Origin of the sequence: Thiomicrorhabdus heinhorstiae (assembly GCF_013391765.2) — a bacterium.
Lineage (GTDB): Bacteria > Pseudomonadota > Gammaproteobacteria > Thiomicrospirales > Thiomicrospiraceae > Thiomicrorhabdus > Thiomicrorhabdus heinhorstiae.
Genome location: NZ_JACBGI020000001.1, coordinates 174,167 through 198,698, shown reverse-complemented (window position 1 = coordinate 198,698; position 24,532 = coordinate 174,167). Strand labels below are relative to the sequence as shown.

The following is a 24,532-nucleotide window of genomic DNA, read 5'->3' as shown; positions in this document are numbered from 1 at the left end:
CGACGATATGGTTTATGGTTTGCAGAGATCGGACCTTTTTATCTCTACAGAATGTGGAGAACTTCATAAACCGGCAGATAAAAATACTGATGAATATCTAAGAAAGCGGACACGCTAGAAGGATCGAGATGAATATAGATCAAATTGAAATGAAAATGAATGTGCTGGTGTTACCGTTACGTGATGTTGTTGTATTTCCGGGCAATGTAATGCCGTTGTTTGTCGGCAGAGAAAAATCGATCCGTGCACTAAACGAAGCGATGAATGGCGATAAACAGATTTTTTTGGTCGCTCAGAAGAGCGCAGAGTTGGATGTGCCAACTCTTGAAGACTTATATGAAGTCGGCACTATGGCCAATATTCTCCAGCTGTTGAAACTTCCTGATGGAACAGTCAAGGTATTGGTTGAAGGGGTTGAGCGTTTTCAGTTGTTGTCTTTGAATAATAATGACAATGTTTTGATGGGCGATGTGCAGGTTCTACAATCGGTCGAAGATAATCCGGCTGATAAGCTGGTACTGATGCGCACTTTAAAAGAGCGTTTCGCCGTCTTTACTGATCATAAGAAGAAGATTCCATCCGAAGTTCGCAGTTCTGTGCAAAAAGAAGAAAATCCTGATCGCATGGTGGATCTGATTTCCGCCAACTTGAATCTTGGTGTTAAAGAGAAGCAGACGTTGTTGGAGATGACTTCTGTGACCGAGCGCCTTGAGCGGGTACTGGCGATGGTTGAAACCGAGCTTGAACTGTTGGAGTCGGAAAAGCGTATTACTACTCGTGTTAAAAAGCAGATGGATAAAACTCAGCGCGAGTATTATTTAAATGAAAAAATCAAAGCGATTCATAGCGAATTGGCTGGCGGGGACGAAGCAGCCGTTAATGAAATGGATCAGCTGAACGAGCGCATCGAAAAAGCCGGGATGAGTGATGAAGCGAAGCAGAAGGCACAATCGGAACTGAAAAAACTGAAAATGATGCCATCGCAGTCTTCCGAAGCAACGGTAGTACGAAACTACCTTGACTGGTTGATCGATATCCCGTGGAAAAAACGCAGCCGTGTTTCAAATGACCTGCCTAAAGCACAAACAATTCTGGATTCCCAGCACTATGGACTGGAGAAGGTAAAAGAACGCATTATTGAGTACCTCGCGGTACAAAAACGTGTTAAGAAGATGAAAGGGCCGATTCTGTGTTTAGTTGGTCCGCCAGGTGTCGGTAAAACCTCTTTGGCTAAATCGATCGCCGAAGCAACCAATCGTAAATATGTGCGGATGGCTCTGGGCGGCGTGCGTGACGAAGCTGAAATCCGAGGACATCGCAAAACTTACATCGGGGCGCTGCCAGGCAAAATTATTCAAAAAATGCAAAGTGCCGGCACGAGAAATCCATTATTCCTGCTGGATGAAATCGACAAGATGTCGAGCGATATGCGTGGTGATCCGGCTGCTGCTTTGCTGGAAGTTCTGGATCCTGAGCAAAATCATAGTTTTAACGACCACTATCTGGAAGTGGACTATGATTTATCGGATGTCATGTTTGTCGCAACTTCGAACTCGATGGATATTCCTGAAGCATTGCTGGATCGTATGGAAGTGATTAATTTGTCCGGTTATACCGAGCCGGAGAAACTGAATATTGCCCAACGCCATTTGTTACCGAAATCGAAAAAAGAGCATGGTATTAAAGAGAAAGAGCTGGAAGTCACAGAAGGGGCGATTCGTGGCATTATTCAAACCTATACCAGAGAAGCGGGTGTCCGCCTGCTGGCACGGGAATTGGCAAAAATCTGCCGTAAGGCAGTCAAAAAGCTGGTATTTGATGATTCCTTAAAAACAATCCGTGTCGATGCCGGTGATTTGGAAGAGTACTTGGGTGTAGCCCGTTACCGAATCGGTTTGGCCGATGAAGAAAACCGCATCGGGCAGGTTGCTGGCCTGGCTTGGACTCGTGTCGGCGGAGATCTGTTGCGTATTGAGGCCACAGCTATGCCTGGTAAAGGAAAACTCTCCAGTACCGGACAGTTGGGCAGTGTTATGCAGGAATCGGTACAGACGGCAATGAGCGTGATTCGCAGTCGTTCTGAGGATCTAGGGTTGACCGAAGAGTTTTACGAGAATTTTGATCTCCATTTGCACTTCCCGGAAGGCGCAACGAAAAAAGACGGGCCTAGCGCCGGTATTGCGATTTGTACTGCAATTACCTCGGCTTTAACCAATATTCCGGTTAAGGCTGAAGTAGCGATGACCGGTGAGATTACTTTACGCGGCGAAGTTTTACCTATCGGAGGGCTGAAAGAGAAATTGCTGGCCGCACTGAGAGGTGGGATTAAAACCGTGTTGATTCCGCATGATAACGTACGCGATTTGGCCGATGTTCCGGATGAAGTTAAAAATAATCTGGATATTCACCCGGTCCAATGGGTGGACGAAGTGCTGGAATTAGCCTTGACGACACCGCCGAAACTTTTGAAGTCGGAAGACGAGAAGGGGGTTGAAGCGGAAATCGATCCTCCTGCTTTTGACAAAAATAATCGTCGTAATCAGCAGAAAAATCGCAGTGAACACCACTAATAGAGCCCTTTTCAAGGGTTTTAAAGGAATTTTGCTTGACACTGAGAATAGAGGATTGCTATAAATGCCTAAGCCTTAGTGGTGGATATGACATAAGAAACGTAACTCATGGAGAATCAAATGAATAAATCTGAACTAGTAAGCGCAATCGCAGAAGAAGCTGGACTAACTAAAGCAGATGCTGCTAAAGCATTGGATGCAACTGTTTCAGCCATTACAAAAGCAATGAGCGCTGGTGATACCGTTGCGATTATCGGTTTCGGAACTTTTAAAGTTGGTGAGCGTGCTGCCCGTACTGGTCGCAACCCTCAAACTGGTGCTGAAATGCAGATTCCTGCGGCTAAAGTTCCAAAATTTACCGCTGGTAAGGCTCTTAAAGACGCTGTGAACTAAGTTGTAAAAAAAGTGACAAAAAAGCGTTAAATTTATTTGACATGCTCTCCCAACTCTCTATAATACGCCACATCAATTAAGGACGCCAAGCGAGGCCCAGAGCGGCATACAGGCGGAATTGATTGGGTGATTAGCTCAGTTGGGAGAGCATCGCCCTTACAAGGCGAGGGTCACTGGTTCGAGCCCAGTATCACCCACCACGGAGCGGTAGTTCAGCTGGTTAGAATACCTGCCTGTCACGCAGGGGGTCGCGGGTTCGAATCCCGTCCGCTCCGCCATATTTAGAAGGTAGTTTGTTAACTACCTTTTTTATTGCAAATCGACAGGAGTTTGCAATAAACATCCGGAATGCATTTAAGTAAGACTGTTCGGAGTTATCCTGGGTGATTAGCTCAGTTGGGAGAGCATCGCCCTTACAAGGCGAGGGTCACTGGTTCGAGCCCAGTATCACCCACCATACAATTAGGAGCGGTAGTTCAGCTGGTTAGAATACCTGCCTGTCACGCAGGGGGTCGCGGGTTCGAATCCCGTCCGCTCCGCCATTATTTTAAAAGCCGCCTCGGATTTTCCGGGTGGCTTTTTTCATTTCTGATTCAGGTAAAAAATCCGTCATTTCTTTTGTTTATAAACGCCATTTGTTTATAAACGCCATTGCTTTTTATCTCAGAGGATTTTCATGATGTCATCTATTGGCGTGGCATCAAATCTCGGATAAAAAAATACCAGCAATAAGCTGGTATGTCTTTTCTGCAAGAGAATCAGCGTTATGAAAGCTTCAAAATCGAGCAAAATTTTAACAATGAGTTTGAAGCTTGCAGTCGCTAATTTTAGTTAGATGCCGTTACGTTGTAGCCGCCGTCTACATAAGTGATTTCACCGGTAATTCCGGACGCCAGATCAGAGCAAAGGAATGCAGCTGTGTTGCCGACTTCTTCAATCGTGACGTTACGGCGTAGAGGAGTAGAGGCAGCGGCTTTATCCAGCATGCTGCGGAAATCCTTAATACCTGCCGCGGCAAGGGTGCGGATCGGGCCTGCAGAAACGGCGTTAACACGAATACCTTCCTGTCCGAGGTCGGCAGCCAAATAACGAACGGTCGCTTCCAGAGAAGCCTTGGCGATCCCCATGACGTTGTAGTTAGGTACGGCACGCTCGGCACCCAAATAAGAAACCGTCAAGACGGAACCATTTTTGGCTTTCAGCATTTCGTGAGCAGCTTTAGTACAAGCCGTTAAGCTATAGGCGGAAATATCGTGGGCGATTTTGAAGCCTTCGCGAGTAGATGCATCGATCATGCGGCCTTCAAGTTCTTCGCGCGGAGCGAAAGCGACAGAATGAACCAGAATATCCAAACCATCCCATTGTTTGCCTAGTTCTGCAAATATCTGGTCTATTTGAGCGTCATCGGCGACATCTAATGGCAGTACGACGGATGAACCTAGCTCTTCAGCGATTTTTTCAACGCGACCTTTCAGTTTATCGTTCTGATAAGTCAAGGCGATTTCAGCGCCTTGCTCATGCATCTGTTTAGCGATACCGTAGGCGATTGATTTGTTATTGGCGACACCAATAATTAAAGCTTTTTTTCCTGCTAGGAATCCCATAGAGTTCTCCCGAAGTTGTCGTTTTTAGAATAAGGAAGCCATCTTCCGATTTTAAGGGGCATTATAACGTTAAATTATTCGTTATAATGCGCCTATTCCCGGGAAAATTCCGTCTTGGATTCGCTGCACGGGGATTTCGCTTTTCTTATCGGGTTTTCAACCAAACGGAGCACTTTGATTTGTTAAGATCATCAGGACGATTTTTAAAAGTGGCTAGAATGTCTTTAAGATCGTATCTAATTGCATTCTGTGTCCTTTTGAGCCTGATTCCCGTTACAGCCAGCGCCGGATTTTTCGGTATTTGGAATATTCCTTATGATTCCAGCGAGATGGAGTCGAAAACACTGTTCAGCTCTTTTTCGTCTCCGCCAAAGCATCTTGACCCGGTTATTTCCTACAATTCCAATGAGTGGTCGATTATCAGTCAGATTTACGAACCGCCACTGCAATACCACTATTTAAAAAGGCCTTATACGCTAGAACCTTTAACGCTCCAAAAAATGCCTGAGGTACGTTATTTAAACGCTGATTTGCAGGAAGTTGGTGCTGAGGATCCGCAGGTCGCCTACAGCGAATACAATTTTGAGTTAAAGCATGCTATTCGTTTCCAACCTCATCCTGCATTCGCACTCTTGAAGAACGGGCATTTCCGCTATCTGGATCTGACTGCAGAGCAGTTACACGGCATTGATTCTCCGAGTGATTTTACATATCAATCCACTCGGGAATTGATTGCCGATGATTATATTTATGCGATAAAGCGCATGGCTTTGCGGCAAAATCATTCTCCTATCCTGGATGCGATGAAACAGTACATCGTCGGTCTGGACGAATTTTCCGAAAAGATGACCGCAGCTTACAGCCAGTTACTGAAACAAAATAGTTCAAGCAAAGATACTACCTTTTTCGATTTAAGAGATAAGTCGATAAAAGGCATTCAAGCAATTGATAAATATAGATATAAAATCCTGGTTAAAGGTGTTTATCCGCAATTTCTTTATTGGCTGAGCATGAATTTCTTTGCTCCGATTCCATGGGAAGCTGTGCGTTTTTACAAACAACGACCATTACTGGAAAAGAACCTGACACTGGATACTTATCCGGTTGGGACCGGCGCGTTTTATCTAGCTGAAAATAATCCTAACCGACGTATGCGTTTACTGAGAAATTCTAATTTCTCGCATGAGACCTATCCCAATGATGGCTTGGCAGAAAATGCCGATCCGGCACTATTGTCCGATGCCGGTAAGCCACTGCCGTTTCTGGATGAGGTGGTTTACTCTTTGGAAAAGGAAAGCGTTCCTTTATGGAACAAATTTCTGCAAGGATATTATGATGCTTCAGGCGTCGGTTCAGACAGCTTCGATCAGGCAGTCAGTGTTTCCTCGAGCGGCAGCATGAGTTTGACTACGGCGATGAAAGAGAAGGGGATTCAGTTTCTTAACGAAGTAGAACCGACGATTTTCTATTTCGGATTTAATATGGCCGATCCAGTTGTCGGTGGCTACGACGAAAAGCATCGTAAATTACGACAAGCCGTCAGCATAGCCATTAATTTTGAAGAGTATATCTCCATTTTCCTGAATGGTCGCGGTCTAGCGGCACAAAGTCCTATTCCTCCGGGAATCTTTGGACATCAAAATGGAGAAGCCGGAGTTAACCCTTATGTGTATGAATGGCAACAGGGCAGACCGCAGCGGAAATCGATCGATGAAGCGAAACGCTTGCTCGCGGAAGCCGGCTATCCAGACGGGAAAGACAGTGATGGCTCGTCTTTGAAACTTTACTACGATACTGCGGCAACCGGCCCGGACAGCAAAGCCTTGTTAAACTGGTATCGTAAACAGTTTGCCAAACTCGGCATCGAGCTGGTGATTCGTGCCACCGATTACAACCGCTTCCAGGACAAGGTTCGCGGGGCAAAGGTTCAGATGTTCTCATGGGGATGGAATGCCGACTATCCCGATCCGGAAAATTTCCTGTTTTTGCTGTACGGTGGTAATGCCGCCATCAATACCAACGGCAGCGGTATCAATAGCAGCAACTATGACAACCCGGAATTCGATCGTCTGTTTTTACGCATGAAAACCTTGCAAAATGGTCCTGAACGTCTTGAGATTATAGAACAAATGCTGGAAATGCTGCGTAAAGACGCGCCCTGGGCTTGGGGCTTCAGCCCGAAATCCCTCGCTTTATATCACGCCTGGCTGCAAAACATGTGGGCGAATCCTTTGGCGAATAATACTTTGAAATATAAGAATGTAGATGTTCAACAACGTCTAAACGCCTTGCAACAGTGGAACCAGCCGGTTGTATGGCCGTTAATTTTAGCTGTTATTTTACTGATCTTATTGGTGGTTCCTGTTCGACACGCCTATAAACGGCGGCAAAATCAAACTCTGTCTGTAAATGATAAGGGAGTGAACTGATGTTAGCCTATATCATTAAACGCCTGTTGTTCGCTATCCCGATTTTGCTCGGTGTCAACTTCATTACTTTTGCTCTCTTCTTTGGGGTCAATACACCGGATAATATGGCGCGAGCACAGCTGGGTGCCAAACAGACGACACCGGAAATGATTGCGGCCTGGAAAGCCGATCGCGGTTACGACAAACCGTTGTTTTATAATCAGAATGCCCAAGGAATGAATCATGTGGTCGATACGCTGTTTGTTCAGGAGTCTGCCAAGCTGTTTCAATTTGATTTCGGACGTTCTGACAGTGGTCGGCAAATCAGCGCCGATATTCAAGAGCGTATGTGGCCTTCATTGGCGATTGCACTGCCGACCTTTGTCATCGGCTTGTTTACCAATATTGCCGTCGCCTTGCTGCTGGTTTTGTTCCGCGCCAGTTTACTTGATCGGGCAGCGATGGTTGCTGCTGTGATTCTGATGTCGATCTCCGGCCTGTTCTATATTATTGCCGCTCAAGTCCTGTTCGGCAAAATGCTGCACTGGGTGCCTATCTCCGGCTACGAGTCCGGTTGGAGCATGTGGAAGTTTATTATCCTGCCGGTCTTTATCGGCGTGCTTGCCGGTGTTGGCTCAGGTGTACGTTGGTATCGAAGTATTTTTCTGGAGGAAATTCATAAGGATTACGTTCGCAGTGCACGGGCTAAAGGGCTTTCCGAAATTCAGGTATTGTTCAAGCACTTATTGAAAAACGGCATGTTGCCGATTTTGACCGGGGTGGTAGTGGTTATTCCAACCCTGTTTATGGGAAGCCTGATTATGGAATCCTTTTTCGGAATCCCCGGGTTGGGCAGTTACACGATTGATGCCATTCAGTCCCAGGATTTTTCAATTGTAAAAGCGATGGTTTTCCTCGGCTCGGTGTTATACATTGTCGGCCTGATTCTGACTGATATCGCCTACAGCTGGTTCGATCCAAGGGTGCGTTTAAGATGAGCCTGGTATTTTTATGGACCGATCTGCTGATTTGGATACTGTTTGGCGCGGTTGTTTTCGGTTTGCACTCAATCAAAAAATCCAAACAGGCCCGAAAGCAGTGGCGGGAAATTTTCGAATCTCCGATCGCCATGGCGTCGGCTGTAATTCTATCTGTGTATGTCCTGATTGGCTTGACGGATTCGATCCATCTTAAATTTAATCAGGAAAATCGCTGGGCACCGGCCGGCTATGAAAATCAGGTACTCAGTCCTTTGGATCTCTCCTTATGGCATCTGGTTAAAAATCAGGAAAGAACCTACTCGGCACCTTTTGCATCCCATGAATACAGCCGCTCGATTCTGTACGATGAGAATGGACAGGTACAGCAGGTGTATCGTCCTCTAAAATTTGCCGCAGTCCATCTGGAAAATCCTGACAACCGCCAGGTATTATGGCAAGACCTGATTAAGAAGTCGGGGATTGCTCTATTGGCGGCTTTTCTATTGACGCTTGTCGTTTTTGTTTTCCATGGCTACTTTCGAGTCCGCGCCTATGTTAAACGGGATATCAGAGTCAAGCCGAAGCGACTGCCGTGGAATTGGGGTTATCTGACTTTGTTCTTGCTGCTTGCCGTTATGAGCATCTTGTATTATTTGAGCCATTTCTATCATGTGCTTGGAACCGATAAGGTCGGAGAGGATGTTTTTTATCAGGCGATGAAGAGTATTCGTACCGGCGTGGTTATCGGAACTTTGACGACTTTGGTGATGTTGCCTTTGGCCTTGTTTTTAGGAATCAGTGCCGGCTATTTCAAAGGCTGGATCGACGATGTCATCCAGTACCTTTACACGACTTTAAATTCAATTCCCGGCGTATTATTGATCGCAGCGGCGGTCTTGGTCATGCAATCGTGGATTGCCCAGCATCCGGCGGATTTCGGCAGTAGTGAACAGCGCGCCGATCTGCGTTTGCTGTTTTTGGTGTTTATTCTCGGGATGACCAGCTGGACCGGCCTGTGCCGTTTGTTGAGGGCCGAAACCCTGAAGATTTCTCAATTGGAATATATTCAATCTGCCAAAGCGTTCGGAATGGGCGGAATGCATCTGATTTACAAACATATTCTGCCAAACCTGTTGCATCTGGTTTTGATCGCGGTAGTGTTGGATTTCAGCGGTTTGGTTCTTGCTGAAGCGGTTCTATCCTATGTCGGTGTCGGGGTTGATCCGACCACCTATAGCTGGGGGAATATGATCAATCAGGCACGTTTGGAAATGGCTAGGGAACCGATGGTCTGGTGGTCTTTGCTATCGGCGTTCATTTTCATGTTTATACTGGTCTTGGCGGCTAACCTGTTCGCCGATCGGGTCCAATGGGTATTGAACCCGCGCAATTCATAAGAGTTACAGGAAATTTTTTATGTCTAAACATCATCCGGTACTTAGTCTTTCCCAGCTGTCGATTCGCATCGGGGAGGATGATCTGGTCAAGAAAATTACCTTTGATATGTACCCGGGTGAAATTTTTGCACTGGTTGGTGAATCGGGGAGTGGAAAGTCTTTAACTTCTTTGGCAGTGATGCGTCTGCTGGCAGAAGGTTTGACGATTGACCCGGACAGCGGCATCCGACTGGCTGATATCGACCTGATGGCACAAAGCGAGCGTCAAATGCAGACGATTCGCGGAAAGCGGGTTGCCATGATTTTTCAGGAACCGATGACCTCTCTGAATCCGGTGATCAAAGTCGGTGAACAGGTAGCCGAGGTTTTGAGATTGCATCTGGGTTTGAAGTCCAAGCAGGCCAAAGCAAAGGTCGTTGAACTGTTTAACGAAGTTGGCATCCCTGATGCGGCCGAACGTTATAACTGGTATCCGCATCAGCTTTCAGGCGGACAGAAGCAGCGGGTAATGATCGCCATGGCTCTGGCCTGTGAGCCGCAATTATTGATCGCTGATGAGCCGACAACCGCCTTGGATGTAACGATTCAGGCGCAGGTATTGAATCTGCTGAAACAGCTGCGTGACGAACGTGGTTTGGCAATCCTGTTCATCACGCACGATATGGGCGTGGTTTACGATATTGCCGATACGGTTGCGGTAATGCGTAAAGGAGAGCTGGTCGAACTGGCACATAAAGAGCTGTTTTTCGAACGTCCGCGGCACAGCTATACCAAACAGTTGCTGAAGGACTCTATCCCGCAAGTGCGTCAGCGAGTGCTGCAACAGAAACAGGCGCTGTTGGAACTGGATGATTTGCAAGTGCATTTCCCGGTGCGGAAAGGTATTTTTCAACGTAAGGTTGCCGATCTGAAAGCGGTTGACGGCGTTACCTTGGAAATTGCCAAAGGCGAGACTCTGGCGCTGGTGGGTGAATCGGGTAGCGGTAAAAGCACTATCGGTCAAGCAATTCTTCGTCTGGTTAACACTAAGAACGGTCAGATTCGTTGGCTGGATCAGAAAAAAGGCTGGGTTGATCTGGGCTCCTTAAAAGAGCGCGATATGCGTCCGTATCGTAAACAGATTCAGGTTATTTTTCAGGATCCGTTTTCCGCGCTGAATCCGCGGATGACGGTATTGGAAATTATTCGAGAAGGGATGGTAACGCTTCAGGTCGGATCGCAGGATCCTGTGGAACAAGAGGCTAGAGTCGATAAACTGCTGCTGCAAGTCGGGTTGTTCCCAGAGCACAAAGAACGCTATCCACACGAATTTTCCGGTGGGCAACGGCAGAGAATCGGCATCGCCCGTGCTCTGGCTGTCGAACCGGATTTGATTATTTGTGATGAACCGACCAGTGCTTTGGACGTATCGGTACGCGCTCAGGTATTGAAATTACTCGATGAATTGCAACAGAAATACGGTCTGTCGTATCTGTTTATAACGCACGATTTGTCGATCGTGCCGACTATCGCCCACAAAGTGGCGGTTATGCAGCAAGGCAAGATTGTCGAGAGTGGAACGGTCGAAGAGGTTATCGGACGACCGCAGCACCCTTATACCCGACAGCTGCTCGATTCTGCTCCAAGCTTAGTGAAACAGCGAATTCTTTAAATTATCGCATCCACAATTGTCGTCTTATTGGAATCGTCTGAAAGCTTCTCAGTGAAGCTTTTCAATCCATTCTCCGCAGTCATCCTCGAGCAAGGCTTTATAAATAGACTCCGCTACCGCCGCCGCGCTGGTTAACTCATACGGATTTTCACCCGGGTAGAGTCGCCCACGACTTTCAGTAGCAAACGCAGGCAGTTGTGCCAGATAGAAAGCGATATTCGAAGCTCCGTTTTCCGTGGCGACCGTCCGCATTAACTGTTCCAGTCCTGCCTTGGCTACACCGTAGGCCCCGTAATAGGCCGGCATTTCATGAATTGCTCGATCACTGATTGCACAGAGCTTGCCGTCCTCAGAGATTCTTAATAACGGCAGAGTCTGCTGAATCAGATGAAAGTTGGCGTTGAGGTTGGTGTGCAGTACTTCATACCACTGACCGAAATCGAAATGTTCGATCGGCGTGAAAGCCGGAAGAATCGCCGCATTCAGGACAACACCGTCCAGGCCGTGCGGATAAGCTTCCATTAAAATTGCCTGCATATTCTTGTAGTCGTCGATATTGGCGCCCAGAAGATCGATTGGATAAAGTGCAATACGTTCTTCGTTATCCTCGAGCTCATCGTATAGTGCATTGAGGGCTTTCAGTTCTTTATCCAGTAGAATGAGCTGGTGACCTGCCTGGTATAGCTGAATGCTTAATTCTCGTCCGAGACCTTTGGCGGCACCGGTAATTAAATAGGTTTTCGGTTGCATGCACTATTGCTCCGCAAGTTTGATCAGGAAACGACTTAGCTCATAAGGTGTACCAAAATGCAGGTCTGCCGGCCAGTCGGATTCGCCGGCGCTTTCCGGAAGATAGCCGTACCAGGCTGCAGCAGTATGCATTTTGGCATTGATACCAGCTTCAATATCGCGAGGGTGGTCGCCGATATACAGACACTCTTCAGGCGAAAAGCCGCAAGTTTCTGCCGCCAGCCACATTGGTTGCGGGTCGGGTTTTCTTACAGCGAGAGTGTCGCCACAGACAATAGTCTTAGGAGCGCTTGGAAATTCGATACTCTCCAATAGGCGTTCAGTTAACCAAGTTGGTTTATTGGTAATAATTCCCCAGGGAATCTCTGCCTTAGCCAAAGCCCGCATTCCTGCTTCAAGCCCCGGGAAAAGTCGGGTATGTCGATCGATATTTTCAAAATAGATTTTCAGAAAATGCTGGCGGCGAGTTTCCAGTTCTTCTTCGTCCAATTCCGGAAACGCCAGTTTTGTCATCGCCAGTCCACCTTGGGATACGGTTTTTCTGACATCCTGATAATTTAATCGTGGTTGCTTAAAATCGCTGCAGGTTTGGTTCAAGGCGTAGCTGAAATCATACGAGGTGTCGAGCAATGTGCCGTCAAGATCGAAGAGAATACATTTGAGTTGCATGGTTTTTTCTTTTTTTTCAAGTTATTACGATTTAAATATCCAGCGGCTTTTGATATGCAAGTAGATAGTTAATATCCAATTTATCACTGAGTCCGTAGCGCTCCAGTAAGGGATTGAATTCAATACCGGCAGCCTGCTTAAGTAGTAAACCACTCTGTCTCGCCATGGCATCCAACTCTGCCGGGGTGATGAATTTATCGTGAGTGTGGGTGCCTTTCGGAACAAGATTGAGCAGCTGTTCTGCGGCAATAATCGCCAGTAGATAGGACTTGAAGTTGCGATTCAGGGTCGAAAAGAAAACCCAACCGCCGGGCTTGACGCACTCTGCTGCAGCCTCAATGATTGCCGCCGGATCCGGTACATGTTCAAGCATTTCCATACAGGTGACAATATCGTGTTCACCGCTGTGCTTTACTGCATAGTCTTCGGCAGAAATGAGTTGGTAGTCGACCTTGATGCCGACGTCCAGGCCATGCAGTTTAGCAACAGTCAAAACATCTTGAGCCAGATCGATACCGGTTACTTGGGCTCCGGCCTGCACTAAAGATTCGGAAAGAATCCCTCCGCCGCAGCCGATATCTAAAACCGATTGGGCTTCTATCGGCTGGAAACGTCTGATAAATTCCAGACGCAGCGGGTTGATTTTATGCAAGGCGGCAAATTCACCTTCGGTATCCCACCATGTATTAGACAGGCGGTTAAAATTTTCAAGCTCGGCCGGATCGGCATTGATCTGTTGGCTCATAATTGGCTGGTACCCGATACTGTAATTGCAAAAAAGAGTCGTGATAACGCTTTCAATTAACGTTTTTCAACATGTTCAGGCGCATGATTATACCTTTTTTATCGTATCAGGCTGGCGCGTAATTCCCTCTGAATAACGCCGACCGTTGCGTGAAATGTGAAAGGGCTGTCTATTCGTATGAAATAGAAGACGGTTTTTAGACCGTTTTACGAAAAATAGCTTTAAATCAAAAATAAAGCGATTTGAGAGGATTTATTTGAATTGTCGATAGGGGGGAAGGGTTGAGTTTTGCTATGTATTTCGAGCGCCATTTGGAATATAATGGCCGCTTTAGTAATTTATTATTGTAATTGATTGGACTATTCATGACGGAATTCGCACGTGAAATCATTCCTATTTCATTAGAAGATGAAATGGAGCAATCCTACCTCAGTTATGCCATGAGCGTAATCGTCGGCCGAGCTTTACCGGATGTTCGTGACGGTTTAAAGCCGGTTCACCGCCGCGTACTCTACGCAATGAACGAGTTAGGGAATGATTTTAACAAGCCTTATAAGAAATCGGCACGTATTGTCGGGGATGTAATCGGTAAATACCACCCGCACGGTGATACGGCGGTATACGACACAATTGTACGTATGGCTCAACCGTTTTCACTTCGCTACATGTTGGTGGACGGTCAGGGTAACTTCGGTTCCGTCGATGGCGATTCTCCGGCAGCGATGCGTTATACCGAAATCCGCATGGCGAAAATTTCCCATCAGTTGCTTGCAGATCTGGAAAAAGAGACCGTTAACTTCTCCGAAAACTATGACGGCTCCGAAAGTGAACCGGATGTTCTGCCGACCCGAATTCCAAATTTGCTGGTTAACGGCTCTTCCGGTATCGCCGTCGGTATGGCAACCAATATTCCGCCGCACAATTTGACGGAAACCGTGAATGCTTGCCTGGCTTACATTGCCGATCCGCAGATTGGTATCAGCGGCCTGATGGAACACATTCCCGGTCCGGATTTCCCGACCTACGGAATTATCAATGGAACAAGCGGTATTCGCCAGGCCTACGAGACCGGCCGCGGCCGTGTGCAGATCCGCGCGAGAACTGAAGTTGAAACCGACAAAAGCGGTAAATCGCAAATTGTCGTTAACGAGATTCCATATCAGGTAAACAAAGCCAAACTGATTGAGCGTATTGCCGAATTGGTTAAAGAGAAGAAAATCGAAGGCATTACCGCTTTGCGCGACGAATCCGACAAGGACGGGATGCGTATCGTTATCGAATTGCGTCGTGGTGAAGTCCCGGAAGTGGTGATTAACAATCTTTACAAGCAGACTTCGATGCAGACGGTTTTCGGTGTCAATATGGTTGCACTGATCGACGGTCAGCCGAAGTTGCTTAATTTGAAAGAGGTAATCGAAGCCTTTGTTAAGCACCGTCGTGAAGTGGTCACTCGCCGTACTATTTTCGACTTGCGTAAGGCACGTGAAAAAGCCCATATCCTAGAAGGTCTGGCGCTTGCCCTGACAAATATCGACGAAATGATCGAATTAATCAAGGCGTCTCCAAGTCCGGCAGTAGCCAAAGAGCGCATGCTAGAGCGTGAATGGCCGATCGGTTCGGTAGTCGACCTTCTCGATCGAGTCGAGTTGGCCGACGTACGACCTGAAGATTTGCCGGAAGGCTTTGGTGCCGATGGTGCAATCTACAAATTGTCCCCTGTTCAAGCACAGGCGATTCTGGAAATGCGCCTGCATCGATTGACCGGTCTGGAACAAGATAAAATTATTGAAGAATACAAAGGGTTATTGGTTAAAATTGCCGAATTCCTGGAAATTCTGCGCAACCCGGATCGTTTGACCGAGGTAGTCAAAGAAGAGTTGCAGGAAGTGGTCGAACAATTTGGCGATGTGCGTCGCAGTGAGATCGATCATGCCTATCAGGATTTAGATGCTGAAGATTTGATTGCGGTTGAAGATCGCATCGTAACGCTTTCACGTGACGGCTATATCAAAACTCAGCCGCTTAGCGACTATCGTGCGCAAAAGCGTGGTGGACGCGGTAAATCCGCCACGGCGATGAAAGAAGAAGATGAAGTCGGGCAGCTGTTTGTTGCCAGTACGCACGATATGCTGCTGTGCTTCTCGAACCGCGGAAAGCTTTACTGGCAGAAAACCTGGCAGTTACCGATCGCTAGTCGCGGCAGTCGCGGTAAACCGATCGTTAATATTCTTCCATTGGAAGAGGGGGAATACATCACTTCGGTTCTACCGGTCGATCAGTTTGACGATGAACGAGCCGTATTCATGGCGACCCGTAACTCAATTGTTAAACGTGTTGCTTTGAGCGACTTCTCTCGCCCTCGTGCCAACGGTATTATCGCCGTTGACCTTTTGGATGACGATGAGTTGGTCGGTACCGCTTTAACTACCGGTGAGCAGGAAATTATGCTGTTCAGCGATATCGGTAAGGCGATTCGCTTTAAAGAAAGTGATGTCCGTGTAATGGGACGAACCGCTCGCGGCGTACGTGGTATGAAACTTGGCGAAGGTCAAAAAGTGATCAGCATGCAGGTGGCGCAACCGGAAACTTTGATTTTGACGGCAACGGAAAACGGTTTCGGAAAATGTACTCCGGTTGAAGACTATTCGACCATTAATCGTGGCGGACAAGGGGTTATCTCAATCAAAACCAGCGACCGCAACGGTAAAGTCGTCTCTGCTGTTGCCGTCGACGCGTCACAGGAAATTGTTTTGATCACCAATAAAGCGACTTTGGTGCGCACCCGTGTTGCGGAAATTTCCGTGGTCGGACGCAATACCCAGGGAGTTAAGTTGATTAATGTCGGTAAGGGCGAACAAGTCGTCGGCCTTGCCGTCGTCGATATTGAAGATGAAGAGGACTCGCTTGATGAACCTTCACAAGACTCGGTAACCAGCGAAGAATAATACCAAAATTGCGTTAACTGAAAACTGGATTGGAGTCGGTGTATTAAGTTCTTCAATCCTATCTAATTTTAAGGAATGGACATGGCAAGAGCAGCCTTTAATTTTAGTGCTGGGCCGGCAACGTTGCCGGAAGCGGTAATGCGCCGCACACAAGAAGATCTGTTGGATTGGCAGAATACCGGCATGTCGGTAATGGAAATGAGTCATCGCAGTGCGGACTATATGCAATTGGCTCACGAAATGGAAGCCGATCTGCGTGAAGTGATGGTGATTCCCGACAACTATAAAGTGTTGTTTATTCACGGCGGCGCTTCTTTGCAGTTTGCTGCGATTCCTCTGAATTTAGCGACTAGCGACGATACGGTGGACTATTTGAATACCGGTGTCTGGTCGACAAAAGCGATTAAAGAAGCATCCCGTTATACTAACGTCAATGTTATTGCCGGTGGAGAAACCGCCAATCCAACTGAAATTCCGCCGATGTCGGAATGGAAATTCAGTGATGACGCCAAGTATATTCATGTGTGCGCAAATGAAACCATTACCGGTTTGGAGTTGCAGCAGGAGCATATGGACTTCCTGTTTGCCCAAGGAAAGCCGGTGATTGTCGATATGTCTTCGAATATCATGTGTCGAGAAATCGATGTCAGCAAGTATGGCATGATTTACGCAGGAGCCCAGAAAAATATCGGCCCGGCCGGTTTGGCGATTGTGATCGTACGAGAAGATCTGGTCGGCCATGCACGAGACATTACTCCGACACTTTTAAACTGGCAAACCTATGCCGGTTTTGAGTCGATGTTCAACACTCCGGCTACCTTTGCCTGGTATCTCGCAGGTATGGTTTTCAAGTGGATCAAAGATGTTGGCGGTGTTAAAGCAATCGCTGAGGTTAACCAGCGTAAAGCGGAAAAACTATACAGCTATATCGATTCGTCTGAGTTTTATGAAAACCATATTGCCGTAGATCAGCGTTCGTGGATGAATGTGACTTTTTCTTTGACTAAAGAAGGATTGGATGCAGAATTCCTGGCCCAATCCAAAGCTGCCAAACTATTAAGCCTGAAAGGACACAAGGCGTTTGGCGGAATGCGCGCAAGTATTTATAATGCCATGCCGGAAGAGGGAGTGGATGCTCTGATCGAATTCATGCAATCTTTTGCAGATCAACACGCTTAATCATTCTGAAAACCAGTCAAAGCAGTAATAGGCAATAAATATGACCGTTGAAGAAGTTCAACTAACCGAAATTCGCAATCAAATCGACGCAATCGATGCGCAGATTCAATCCTTGATCGGCCAAAGAGCGGCTTGCGCCCAGAAGGTCGCTGACATCAAGACTCAAGGTGGCAAGGTCGAAGCGGTCTTTTACCGTCCAGAGCGTGAGGCACAAGTATTGCGTTCCGTGAAAGAACGCAACGACAGCCTTTTGCCGGATGAAGAGATGGCAAAGTTGTTCCGTGAAATTATGTCGGCTTGTCTGGCATTGGAACAGCCGATGAGTATTGCTTATTTGGGACCGGAAGGCAGTTATTCTCATGCCAGTGTCATTAAGCAGTTTGGGGTTTCGGCGCATCCGGTTGCCGTATCAACCATTGACCAGGTTTTCGAGGCGGTCGAATCCGGGGAAGCGAATTACGGTATGGTGCCGGTCGAAAACTCTTCGGAAGGGGTGGTTAAGTCGACACAGAATGCGTTATTGAAAACATCTTTGCAAGTCAGTGGTGAAGTCGATCTGCCAATTCACCACTGCCTGCTTTCAAGATCTCAGCACGTTGAAGGTATCAGAAAGGTCGTTGCACACCAGCAGGCGCTCGGACAGTGCGAACAGTGGCTAAAGAATAATCTTCCATGGGTGCAGCTGGAAGCCGTCGACTCGAATGCTCTGGCTTCCAAAATGGCTCAGCAGGACGAACAGCTTGCGGCTATTGCCTCTGAGCAGGCCGCCATGTTGTATGAGTTGCACATTCTGGATGCAAATATCGAAGATCAGAAAAGCAATACCACCAAATTCTGGGTGATCGGTCGTGATGAAGTTGCTCCGAGCGGGGAAGATAAAACGGCCATGGTCTTGTCGATCCGCAATAAGTCCGGAGCTTTACTGGATATTCTTGAAAGCTTTGCAACGCGCGGTATCAATATGACACGGATTATTTCACAACCTTCTACCCACAAAAAATGGGATTATCTGTTTTTTATCGATGTTCTCGGCCACAAGGATGAACCGGCTCTAAAAGATGCTTTGAGTGAAGTTGAATCCAAAGCGGCATTTTTTAAACTTCTCGGTTCATTCCCGATTTCTCCGCTGTAAGCGTAATTTAATTCGATCACTTATATGAATGATTCAACCATGCTTTTTGAAGATCTTGTAAATCCTGAGGTTTTGACGGTCCAGCCATATGTACCAGGAAAGCCGATTGATGAACTCAAGCGTGAAATGCGCATCAGTTATGTCACCAAATTGGCTTCCAATGAGAATCCCTTGGGAAGCAGTTTAAAAATTTCCACCGGATTAATCGCCATGTCGAACGAAATTAGCCGCTATCCGGACGGCAGTAGCTTCGCTTTGCGTGAAAAGCTGGCACAATTTATCCAGAAACCGATGGACTGGGTTACGATCGGCAACGGTTCTAACGAATTGCTTGAACTGGTAGCGCGTGTTTTTGCCGGACGCGGTGATGAAATCATCTACTCGCAATACGGATTTGCGGTTTATCCGATTTCAGCACAGGTGGTCGGTGCAACCGGTGTTGAGGTACCGGCCAAAGAGTTCGGACATGATCTGGAAGCCATTCTGAATGCGATCAATGAAAAAACCAAATTGATCTATTTGGCGAACCCGAACAACCCGACCGGTACTTATTTCGACAAAGAGACTTGGGAAGACTTTATTTCTCAAGTTCCGGAGAAAGTCATCGTCGTCTTGGACGAAGCCTACTTTGAATACGCTCAGGATCTGTGCCCGCCAGGCACTTATGCCAACGGATTGGATTATGTAGAAGACTACCCGAATTTATTGGTATCGAGAACTTTCTCCAAAGTGTATGGCTTGTCATCCTTGCGTGTCGGTTACATGGTTGGCTATCCACAGGTATTGGATTACATCAATCGTTTAAAACAACCGTTCAGCGTTAACAGCTACGCTCAGGCGGCTGCGATGATCAGCTTGACTGATCCGCAGTTTGTTAAAAAAAGTCTGTTGACTAATTCGCAGGGAATGCGTCAGATAACCGATTTCCTTAATTCCAAGTCGATTGATTTTATTCCAAGTGTCGCAAACTTTGTAACGGTCAATCTCGGCGATAAAGCTCTGGAATTGAATCAAAAACTGCTTCAGGAAGGTGTGATCGTCCGCCCGTTAGCCGGTTACCAAATGCAAGAATACCTGCGTGTTTCAATCGGCACCAATGTTGAAAACAGACATTTTCTCGGTGCTTTGAACAAATTACTATAGGATTGATTTTTTGAAACCTCTGCAACAAATTACCGTTATCGGCGTCGGTCTGATTGGCGGTTCCTTCGCCAAGGCTGTGAAAGAAAAAAAGTTGGCGCAAAAAGTTATCGGTTTCGGGCATAATCCTGAACGAATTCAAAAAGCCGTGCAACTAGGTGTGATTGACGAAGGCGTTTGCGACTTAAAAGCGGCGGTCGAAAACAGTGATTTAATCATGCTGGCGGTTCCACTAGGATCCTTTGCACAAATTTTTAAGGATATAAAGCCTTATGTCCGCCCAGATGCGATTATTACCGATGCCGGTTCGGCTAAACTGAGTGTTGTAAACTCGATTAAGGACGCATTCGGTGAAATTCCTCGCCGTTTTGTTGCCGGTCATCCGATTGCCGGCAAGGAGCAAAGTGGAGTAGAGGCGGCTGACAGCGATCTGTTTATCGACCATCGTGTTATTCTGACGCCAACCGAAGAGACCGATTCGGATGCGCTTGAATGTGTCGAGACTTTGTGGCGTAAACTAGGCGCACTGGTCGAAAAAATGTCTCCGCAATTCCATGACGAAGTTTTTGCCGCAACCTCACATCTGCCGCACCTGTTGGCCTTTGCCTTGGTAGAGATGTTGAATGAGCACCCGGAACTGGGGAACGTTTTTAAATACACTGCCGGCGGCTTTAGAGATTTTACCCGTATCGCTTCCAGCGATGCTGTTATGTGGCGTGATATTTCGGTACATAATCACACAGCAATTGCCAAATGGTTGCAGGAATACCGTGACTATCTTGATGAGATGATTAAACTGATCGAGAAACAGGATGCGGCGGCATTGCATGAACTATTTTTAGCCGCTAAAACTGCTCGCGATACACATATCGTTGCAAGAACGGATGCGCAGTAAATTTCGGCTCTCTCTGCCGTATTAAATTAACGAATTTTTGAAAATAGAAGATTAAGAGCATGTCCAATATTCAGTTTATCGTACAACCGGGTGGAACCGTAAAAGGTCGGATTCGCGTTCCGGGAGATAAGTCGATTTCCCATCGAAGCATTATGCTTGGCTCGATTGCGGAAGGTGTGACCACCGTAACCGGTTTTCTTGAAGGTGAAGATGCCTTGGCTACTCTACAAGCCTTTAGGGACATGGGAGTTGAAATAGAAGGGCCTGTCAACGGTGAAGTGACTATTCACGGAGTTGGTCTGAATGGTTTGAAACAACCTGCCAAACCTCTCGACATGGGAAATTCAGGAACTTCGACACGATTGCTGGCCGGAATTGTTGCCGGTCAGGATTTTGATGTCACTCTGATTGGTGATGCATCACTATCCAAACGCCCAATGAAGCGGGTAGTAGATCCCTTAACCGAAATGGGAGCTGTGATTGCGACGAATGAGGGCGGCACTCTGCCTATGACGATTAGAGGAACCGGACAGAAGCTTAAAGCCATTGATTACAGCCTTCCTATGGCCAGTGCCCAGGTTAAATCTTGCGTACTCTTGGCCGGATTGTATGCTGACGGGAAGACCTGTGCTTTGGAACCGGCGCCGACCCGTGATCACACCGAACGTATGCTAAACGGCTTTGGTTATCCGGTGTCCTCCGAGAAATTGGATGCTCAGCAAACCAAGGCGTGCCTTGAAGGTGGCGGCAGCCTAAAAGCTTGTCATATCGATGTGCCTTCGGATATTTCTTCGGCTGCTTTTTTTATGGTTGCCGCTGCGATCAGTGAAGGCTCTGACCTTGTTATTGAACATGTCGGAATGAACCCGACGCGTACAGGTGTCATCGATATTTTGAAATTGATGGGTGCCGATATTCAACTGGAAAATTTCCATGAAGTTGGCGGAGAACCGGTTGCAGACGTGCATATCAAGTATGCCCCTCTAAGCGGAATCAAGATTCCCGAAGAGTTGGTCGCATTAGCAATCGATGAGTTTCCGGTTCTGTTTGTTGCTGCATCGGCAGCACAGGGAACGACAGTGTTAACAGGTGCAGAAGAGTTAAGAGTGAAGGAGTCGGATCGCATTCAGGTGATGGCGGACGCTCTGCAAGCAGTTGGTATCGATGCTCAGCCGACGCCGGACGGTATGATTATTAATGGTGCCGAGCAGAGTGCACAGAAAGGTGAAATTCAAAGTCACCACGATCATCGTATTTCCATGGCGATGACAGTTGCCGGACTGCGTGCTAAAGCGCCAATCGTGATTGAAGACTGCGCCAACGTCAACACTTCATTCCCGATTTTTTTGGATCTGATCAATCAAGTTGGCATGAATGTCATAGCTAAGGAGGCCTAATGTCCAAGGTTGCGGTTGTCGCTATTGACGGTCCGAGCGGAGTCGGGAAGGGAACGCTTTCGCAATTTTTAACGTGTAAAAGTGGTTTTCATCTATTGGACAGCGGCGCGATTTATCGTGCATTGGCTTTCGGAGCTATTCACAACCAGATTGATTTAGAAAATCATGCTGCTTTGGTTGAATTGGCCTTACGGCTGCCAGTGAGTTTTATGGAAGGCAGTGTCATCTATGAGGGGAAAGACGTTACCTCTAAAATTCGCACTGAAGAAACTGCTGCTGTCGCCTCAAAAGTCGCCGCCATTCCTGAAGTTCGTACTGCACTTTTGGATCGTCAGAAAGCGTTCTCCCAAGCACCCGGCTTAATCGCCGATGGACGTGATATGGGAACGATTGTCTTTCCGGATGCATCCTTAAAACTGTTTTTAACCGCTTCTGCAGAAGTTCGCGCTTTACGTCGTGTTAAACAGTTGAAAAAACAGGGGATTGATGCTAATATTGAAAAGATTACCCAAGACATTAGAGAACGGGACGAGCGGGACGCTAATCGTAAGACGGCGCCTTTAGTCGCGGCAGAGGATGCAATTACCATCGATACTTCGAATATGAATATCGAGCAAGTTTGCCAAAGTGCGTTGACTCTAATGAGGGAAAGAGGTCTTTTGAGTTAATTATCTCCACCTCTTTTCAAATTGATAAGCTTTATTAAAACTGCTTATCTATTTGATTTAAAAATATTTTTAAATCCCTGGCCTTCTTTGAGGGCCGGGGATTTATAGTTTATGTCGATCACTGGGAAATTGACATTGTTTAACTGACCCGTTTGAAAGCAGATACTCCCATTTGATGTTCCGAGCGGTTTATTAATTAAAATATGGTAACTATATCCATGAGTGAATTATCTTTCGCTGAATTATTTGAAGAGTCTTTACAACAAGACAAATTTAACACTGGTTCTTTGATTATCGGTACGGTTGTTGGTATCGATAAGGAAGCAGTTCTAGTTGATGCAGGAATGAAGTCCGAATCAGCTATCCCTAAGTCGCAGTTCCTAAACGCCGAAGGTGAGCTAGAAGTAGCTGTCGGTGATGAAGTTGAAGTTTACTTGGAAACTTTGGAAGACGGTTTAGGTGAAACTCGCCTTTCTCGCGAAAAAGCGAAACGTGCGAAAACTTGGGATCGCCTTGAAGCGGCTATGGAAAACTCTGAAGTGGTTAACGGTTTCGTTACTGGTAAGGTTAAAGGTGGTCTTACTGTTGACGTTGAAGGCGTTCGCGGCTTCCTTCCTGGTTCACTTGTGGATATTCGTCCAATTCGCGACTTTGGCTTCTTGGAAGGTAAAGAAGTTGAGTTGAAATTGGTTAAATTGGATCGCAAGCGTAACAACGTTGTTGTTTCTCGCCGTGCAGTTATCGAACAAGAAAGCTCTGCCGAGCGCGAAGCGATTCTTGCTAACATGGAAGAAGGTACTGTTCTTAAAGGTATCGTTAAGAACCTTACTGACTACGGTGCGTTTATCGACCTTGGCGGTGTTGATGGTCTTCTTCATATCACTGATATGGCGTGGCGCCGTGTTAACCACCCATCTGAGATCGTTCAGGTTGGTGACGAGATCGAAGTTAAGGTTCTTAAGTTCGACAAAGAGCGTAACCGTGTTTCTCTAGGTCTGAAACAATTGGAAGAAGATCCATGGGCAGATATGGTTGCTCGTTACCCAATCGGTGCGGAAGTAGGCGGTAAAGTTGCCAACTTGACTGACTACGGCGCTTTCATCGAGATCGAGGATGGTATCGAAGGTCTGGTTCATACTTCAGAGCTTGATTGGACCAACCGTAACATCCACCCATCTAAAGTGGTTCACTTGGGTCAAGAAGTACGCGTTAAAATCCTTGATGTTGACCAAGAACGTCGTCGCATCTCTCTATCGATCAAACAGTGTACTGTTAATCCTTGGGAAGGTTTCTCAGCGACTCACGCTAAAGGTGACAAAATCTCTGGTAACATCAAGTCTATCACTGACTTCGGTATTTTCATCGGTCTAGACGGTGGTATCGACGGTTTGGTTCACTTGACTGATATCTCCTGGAATCAGCCTGGTGAAGAAGCCATCCGTGACTTCAAAAAAGGTGACGAGCTAGAAACCGTTATCCTTTCTATCGATCCTGATCGTGAGCGTATCTCTCTTGGTCTAAAACAGCTTGAGCAAGATCCTTTCGGTCAATTCGTTGCAGAAAACGGCAAAGGCAGCATCGTTGAAGGGACTGTTAAGTCTGTAGACGAAAAAGGTGCCGTTGTTGAATTAGCTCCTGAAGTTGAAGGTTACCTTCGCGCTTCCGAGTTAATGGAAGACACTCGTGATGCTTCAAGCATCCTACGTGAAGGTGACGAAGTTTCTGCAAAAATCACCAACATTGATCGTAAAAACCGTTCTTTGTCTTTGTCTGTTAAGGCTAAAGAAGCACACGAAGAAGCTGAAGCGATCAAAGGTTACACTGAGCAACAACCTGTTGCTGGTAGCACTCTAGGTGATCTATTCAAAGACAAGATCTAATCTGACGTTAGGCATATATCTAATGAATGGAAGCCCTGTATCCTCTGGTGCAGGCGCTTCTTATTTGGTCTTTTCGCATGATTTGCGAATGAACGAAAACTCGTTGTAATAGATGAATGAGAGTAAGCT

At 46.8% G+C, this 24,532-nt stretch carries 18 protein-coding genes and 4 tRNA genes; 18 read left to right on the top strand and 4 right to left on the bottom strand.

Annotation, left to right across the window (positions count from 1 at the left end; translation table 11 throughout):
* Window positions 1–128: 128 nt before the first annotated feature.
* The 6 genes from lon (at window position 129) to H8792_RS01040 (ending at window position 3,505) form a co-directional block, all read left to right on the top strand.
* Window positions 129–2,570 carry an endopeptidase La gene (gene lon, locus H8792_RS01065; RefSeq protein ID WP_194947279.1) on the top strand — a complete coding sequence of 814 codons (2,442 nt, stop codon included), beginning with the start codon at window positions 129–131 and terminating at the stop codon, window positions 2,568–2,570.
* Between the two features lie 120 nt (window positions 2,571–2,690).
* Entirely contained in the window at window positions 2,691–2,963 is a 273-nt protein-coding gene (locus H8792_RS01060; RefSeq protein WP_194947278.1) for an HU family DNA-binding protein, read from the top strand.
* A 124-nt stretch (window positions 2,964–3,087) separates the two neighbouring features.
* Window positions 3,088–3,163: transfer RNA gene (locus tag H8792_RS01055), tRNA-Val, on the top strand.
* 1 nt (window position 3,164) lies between these two features.
* Window positions 3,165–3,241, top strand: a tRNA-Asp gene (locus H8792_RS01050).
* Between the two features lie 103 nt (window positions 3,242–3,344).
* Window positions 3,345–3,420 (top strand) — tRNA-Val (locus H8792_RS01045).
* A gap of 8 nt (window positions 3,421–3,428) precedes the next feature.
* Window positions 3,429–3,505 (top strand) — tRNA-Asp (locus tag H8792_RS01040).
* A gap of 285 nt (window positions 3,506–3,790) precedes the next feature.
* On the opposite strand, the gene H8792_RS01035 is transcribed toward H8792_RS01040, so the two are convergent.
* Complete coding sequence (locus H8792_RS01035; RefSeq protein ID WP_194947277.1) at window positions 3,791–4,567, bottom strand: enoyl-ACP reductase FabI; 777 nt, start codon at window positions 4,565–4,567, stop codon at window positions 3,791–3,793.
* Window positions 4,568–4,785: 218 nt separating this feature from the next.
* Here H8792_RS01035 and H8792_RS01030 point away from each other — a divergent pair, with 218 nt between their 5' ends.
* From H8792_RS01030 to H8792_RS01015, 4 genes are read left to right on the top strand one after another with little or no spacing between them, the layout of a single operon-like run.
* Window positions 4,786–6,996, top strand: coding sequence for an ABC transporter substrate-binding protein (locus H8792_RS01030; protein ID WP_194947276.1), 2,211 nt, complete (start codon window positions 4,786–4,788; stop codon window positions 6,994–6,996).
* A complete protein-coding gene (locus tag H8792_RS01025; protein ID WP_194947275.1) occupies window positions 6,996–7,973 on the top strand; it encodes an ABC transporter permease in 978 nt (325 codons plus the stop codon). Before H8792_RS01030 ends, H8792_RS01025 begins: the two co-directional genes overlap by 1 nt.
* The gene (locus H8792_RS01020) at window positions 7,970–9,352 is read left to right on the top strand and encodes an ABC transporter permease (RefSeq protein ID WP_194947274.1); all 1,383 of its coding nucleotides are present in this window, start codon (window positions 7,970–7,972) and stop codon (window positions 9,350–9,352) included. Before H8792_RS01025 ends, H8792_RS01020 begins: the two co-directional genes overlap by 4 nt.
* A gap of 19 nt (window positions 9,353–9,371) precedes the next feature.
* Window positions 9,372–11,003, top strand: coding sequence for an ABC transporter ATP-binding protein (locus H8792_RS01015; protein WP_194947273.1), 1,632 nt, complete (start codon window positions 9,372–9,374; stop codon window positions 11,001–11,003).
* Window positions 11,004–11,051: 48 nt separating this feature from the next.
* Here the strand turns inward: H8792_RS01015 and H8792_RS01010 are convergent, their stop codons facing one another.
* The 3 genes from H8792_RS01010 to ubiG are packed head-to-tail and all read right to left on the bottom strand — an operon-like array spanning window position 11,052 to window position 13,167.
* Window positions 11,052–11,753: an SDR family NAD(P)-dependent oxidoreductase gene (locus H8792_RS01010; RefSeq protein WP_194947272.1), complete on the bottom strand. Its 702-nt coding sequence runs from the start codon at window positions 11,751–11,753 to the stop codon at window positions 11,052–11,054.
* Between the two features lie 3 nt (window positions 11,754–11,756).
* Window positions 11,757–12,422, bottom strand: a complete 666-nt coding sequence (locus H8792_RS01005) for an HAD family hydrolase (protein WP_194947271.1) — start codon at window positions 12,420–12,422, stop codon at window positions 11,757–11,759.
* Window positions 12,423–12,453: 31 nt separating this feature from the next.
* Window positions 12,454–13,167: a bifunctional 2-polyprenyl-6-hydroxyphenol methylase/3-demethylubiquinol 3-O-methyltransferase UbiG gene (gene ubiG, locus H8792_RS01000; RefSeq protein ID WP_194947270.1), complete on the bottom strand. Its 714-nt coding sequence runs from the start codon at window positions 13,165–13,167 to the stop codon at window positions 12,454–12,456.
* Window positions 13,168–13,532: 365 nt separating this feature from the next.
* On the opposite strand from ubiG, the gene gyrA reads away from it, so the two are divergent.
* From gyrA to rpsA, 8 genes are all read left to right on the top strand, one after another.
* Window positions 13,533–16,112 (top strand): DNA gyrase subunit A, encoded by a 2,580-nt coding sequence (gene gyrA, locus H8792_RS00995; RefSeq protein ID WP_194947269.1) that lies wholly within the window; start codon window positions 13,533–13,535, stop codon window positions 16,110–16,112.
* An 81-nt stretch (window positions 16,113–16,193) separates the two neighbouring features.
* Window positions 16,194–17,291, top strand: a complete 1,098-nt coding sequence (gene serC, locus H8792_RS00990; protein ID WP_194947268.1) for a 3-phosphoserine/phosphohydroxythreonine transaminase — start codon at window positions 16,194–16,196, stop codon at window positions 17,289–17,291.
* A gap of 40 nt (window positions 17,292–17,331) precedes the next feature.
* Window positions 17,332–18,423 (top strand): prephenate dehydratase, encoded by a 1,092-nt coding sequence (gene pheA, locus H8792_RS00985; protein ID WP_194947267.1) that lies wholly within the window; start codon window positions 17,332–17,334, stop codon window positions 18,421–18,423.
* Between the two features lie 24 nt (window positions 18,424–18,447).
* Entirely contained in the window at window positions 18,448–19,566 is a 1,119-nt protein-coding gene (gene hisC / locus H8792_RS00980; RefSeq protein WP_194947266.1) for a histidinol-phosphate transaminase, read from the top strand.
* 10 nt (window positions 19,567–19,576) lie between these two features.
* Window positions 19,577–20,458, top strand: a complete 882-nt coding sequence (locus H8792_RS00975; RefSeq protein ID WP_194947265.1) for a prephenate dehydrogenase — start codon at window positions 19,577–19,579, stop codon at window positions 20,456–20,458.
* Window positions 20,459–20,517: 59 nt separating this feature from the next.
* Window positions 20,518–21,855, top strand: a complete 1,338-nt coding sequence (gene aroA / locus H8792_RS00970) for a 3-phosphoshikimate 1-carboxyvinyltransferase (protein WP_194947264.1) — start codon at window positions 20,518–20,520, stop codon at window positions 21,853–21,855.
* On the top strand, window positions 21,855–22,523 hold the full coding sequence (cmk, locus tag H8792_RS00965; RefSeq protein ID WP_194947263.1) for a (d)CMP kinase: 669 nt from the start codon (window positions 21,855–21,857) through the stop codon (window positions 22,521–22,523). The genes aroA and cmk overlap by 1 nt, the downstream gene beginning before the upstream one ends.
* A 218-nt stretch (window positions 22,524–22,741) precedes the next feature.
* A complete protein-coding gene (rpsA, locus tag H8792_RS00960) occupies window positions 22,742–24,403 on the top strand; it encodes a 30S ribosomal protein S1 (RefSeq protein WP_194947262.1) in 1,662 nt (553 codons plus the stop codon).
* Window positions 24,404–24,532 lie beyond the last annotated feature (129 nt).

Coding starts and splice junctions, on each gene's coding strand:
- lon (WP_194947279.1), top strand. CDS start 129: ATGAATATAGATCAAATTGAAATGAAAATGAATGTGCTGGTGTTACCG.
- H8792_RS01060 (WP_194947278.1), top strand. CDS start 2,691: ATGAATAAATCTGAACTAGTAAGCGCAATCGCAGAAGAAGCTGGACTA.
- H8792_RS01035 (WP_194947277.1), bottom strand. CDS start 4,567: ATGGGATTCCTAGCAGGAAAAAAAGCTTTAATTATTGGTGTCGCCAAT.
- H8792_RS01030 (WP_194947276.1), top strand. CDS start 4,786: ATGTCTTTAAGATCGTATCTAATTGCATTCTGTGTCCTTTTGAGCCTG.
- H8792_RS01025 (WP_194947275.1), top strand. CDS start 6,996: ATGTTAGCCTATATCATTAAACGCCTGTTGTTCGCTATCCCGATTTTG.
- H8792_RS01020 (WP_194947274.1), top strand. CDS start 7,970: ATGAGCCTGGTATTTTTATGGACCGATCTGCTGATTTGGATACTGTTT.
- H8792_RS01015 (WP_194947273.1), top strand. CDS start 9,372: ATGTCTAAACATCATCCGGTACTTAGTCTTTCCCAGCTGTCGATTCGC.
- H8792_RS01010 (WP_194947272.1), bottom strand. CDS start 11,753: ATGCAACCGAAAACCTATTTAATTACCGGTGCCGCCAAAGGTCTCGGA.
- H8792_RS01005 (WP_194947271.1), bottom strand. CDS start 12,422: ATGCAACTCAAATGTATTCTCTTCGATCTTGACGGCACATTGCTCGAC.
- ubiG (WP_194947270.1), bottom strand. CDS start 13,167: ATGAGCCAACAGATCAATGCCGATCCGGCCGAGCTTGAAAATTTTAAC.
- gyrA (WP_194947269.1), top strand. CDS start 13,533: ATGACGGAATTCGCACGTGAAATCATTCCTATTTCATTAGAAGATGAA.
- serC (WP_194947268.1), top strand. CDS start 16,194: ATGGCAAGAGCAGCCTTTAATTTTAGTGCTGGGCCGGCAACGTTGCCG.
- pheA (WP_194947267.1), top strand. CDS start 17,332: ATGACCGTTGAAGAAGTTCAACTAACCGAAATTCGCAATCAAATCGAC.
- hisC (WP_194947266.1), top strand. CDS start 18,448: ATGAATGATTCAACCATGCTTTTTGAAGATCTTGTAAATCCTGAGGTT.
- aroA (WP_194947264.1), top strand. CDS start 20,518: ATGTCCAATATTCAGTTTATCGTACAACCGGGTGGAACCGTAAAAGGT.
- cmk (WP_194947263.1), top strand. CDS start 21,855: ATGTCCAAGGTTGCGGTTGTCGCTATTGACGGTCCGAGCGGAGTCGGG.
- rpsA (WP_194947262.1), top strand. CDS start 22,742: ATGAGTGAATTATCTTTCGCTGAATTATTTGAAGAGTCTTTACAACAA.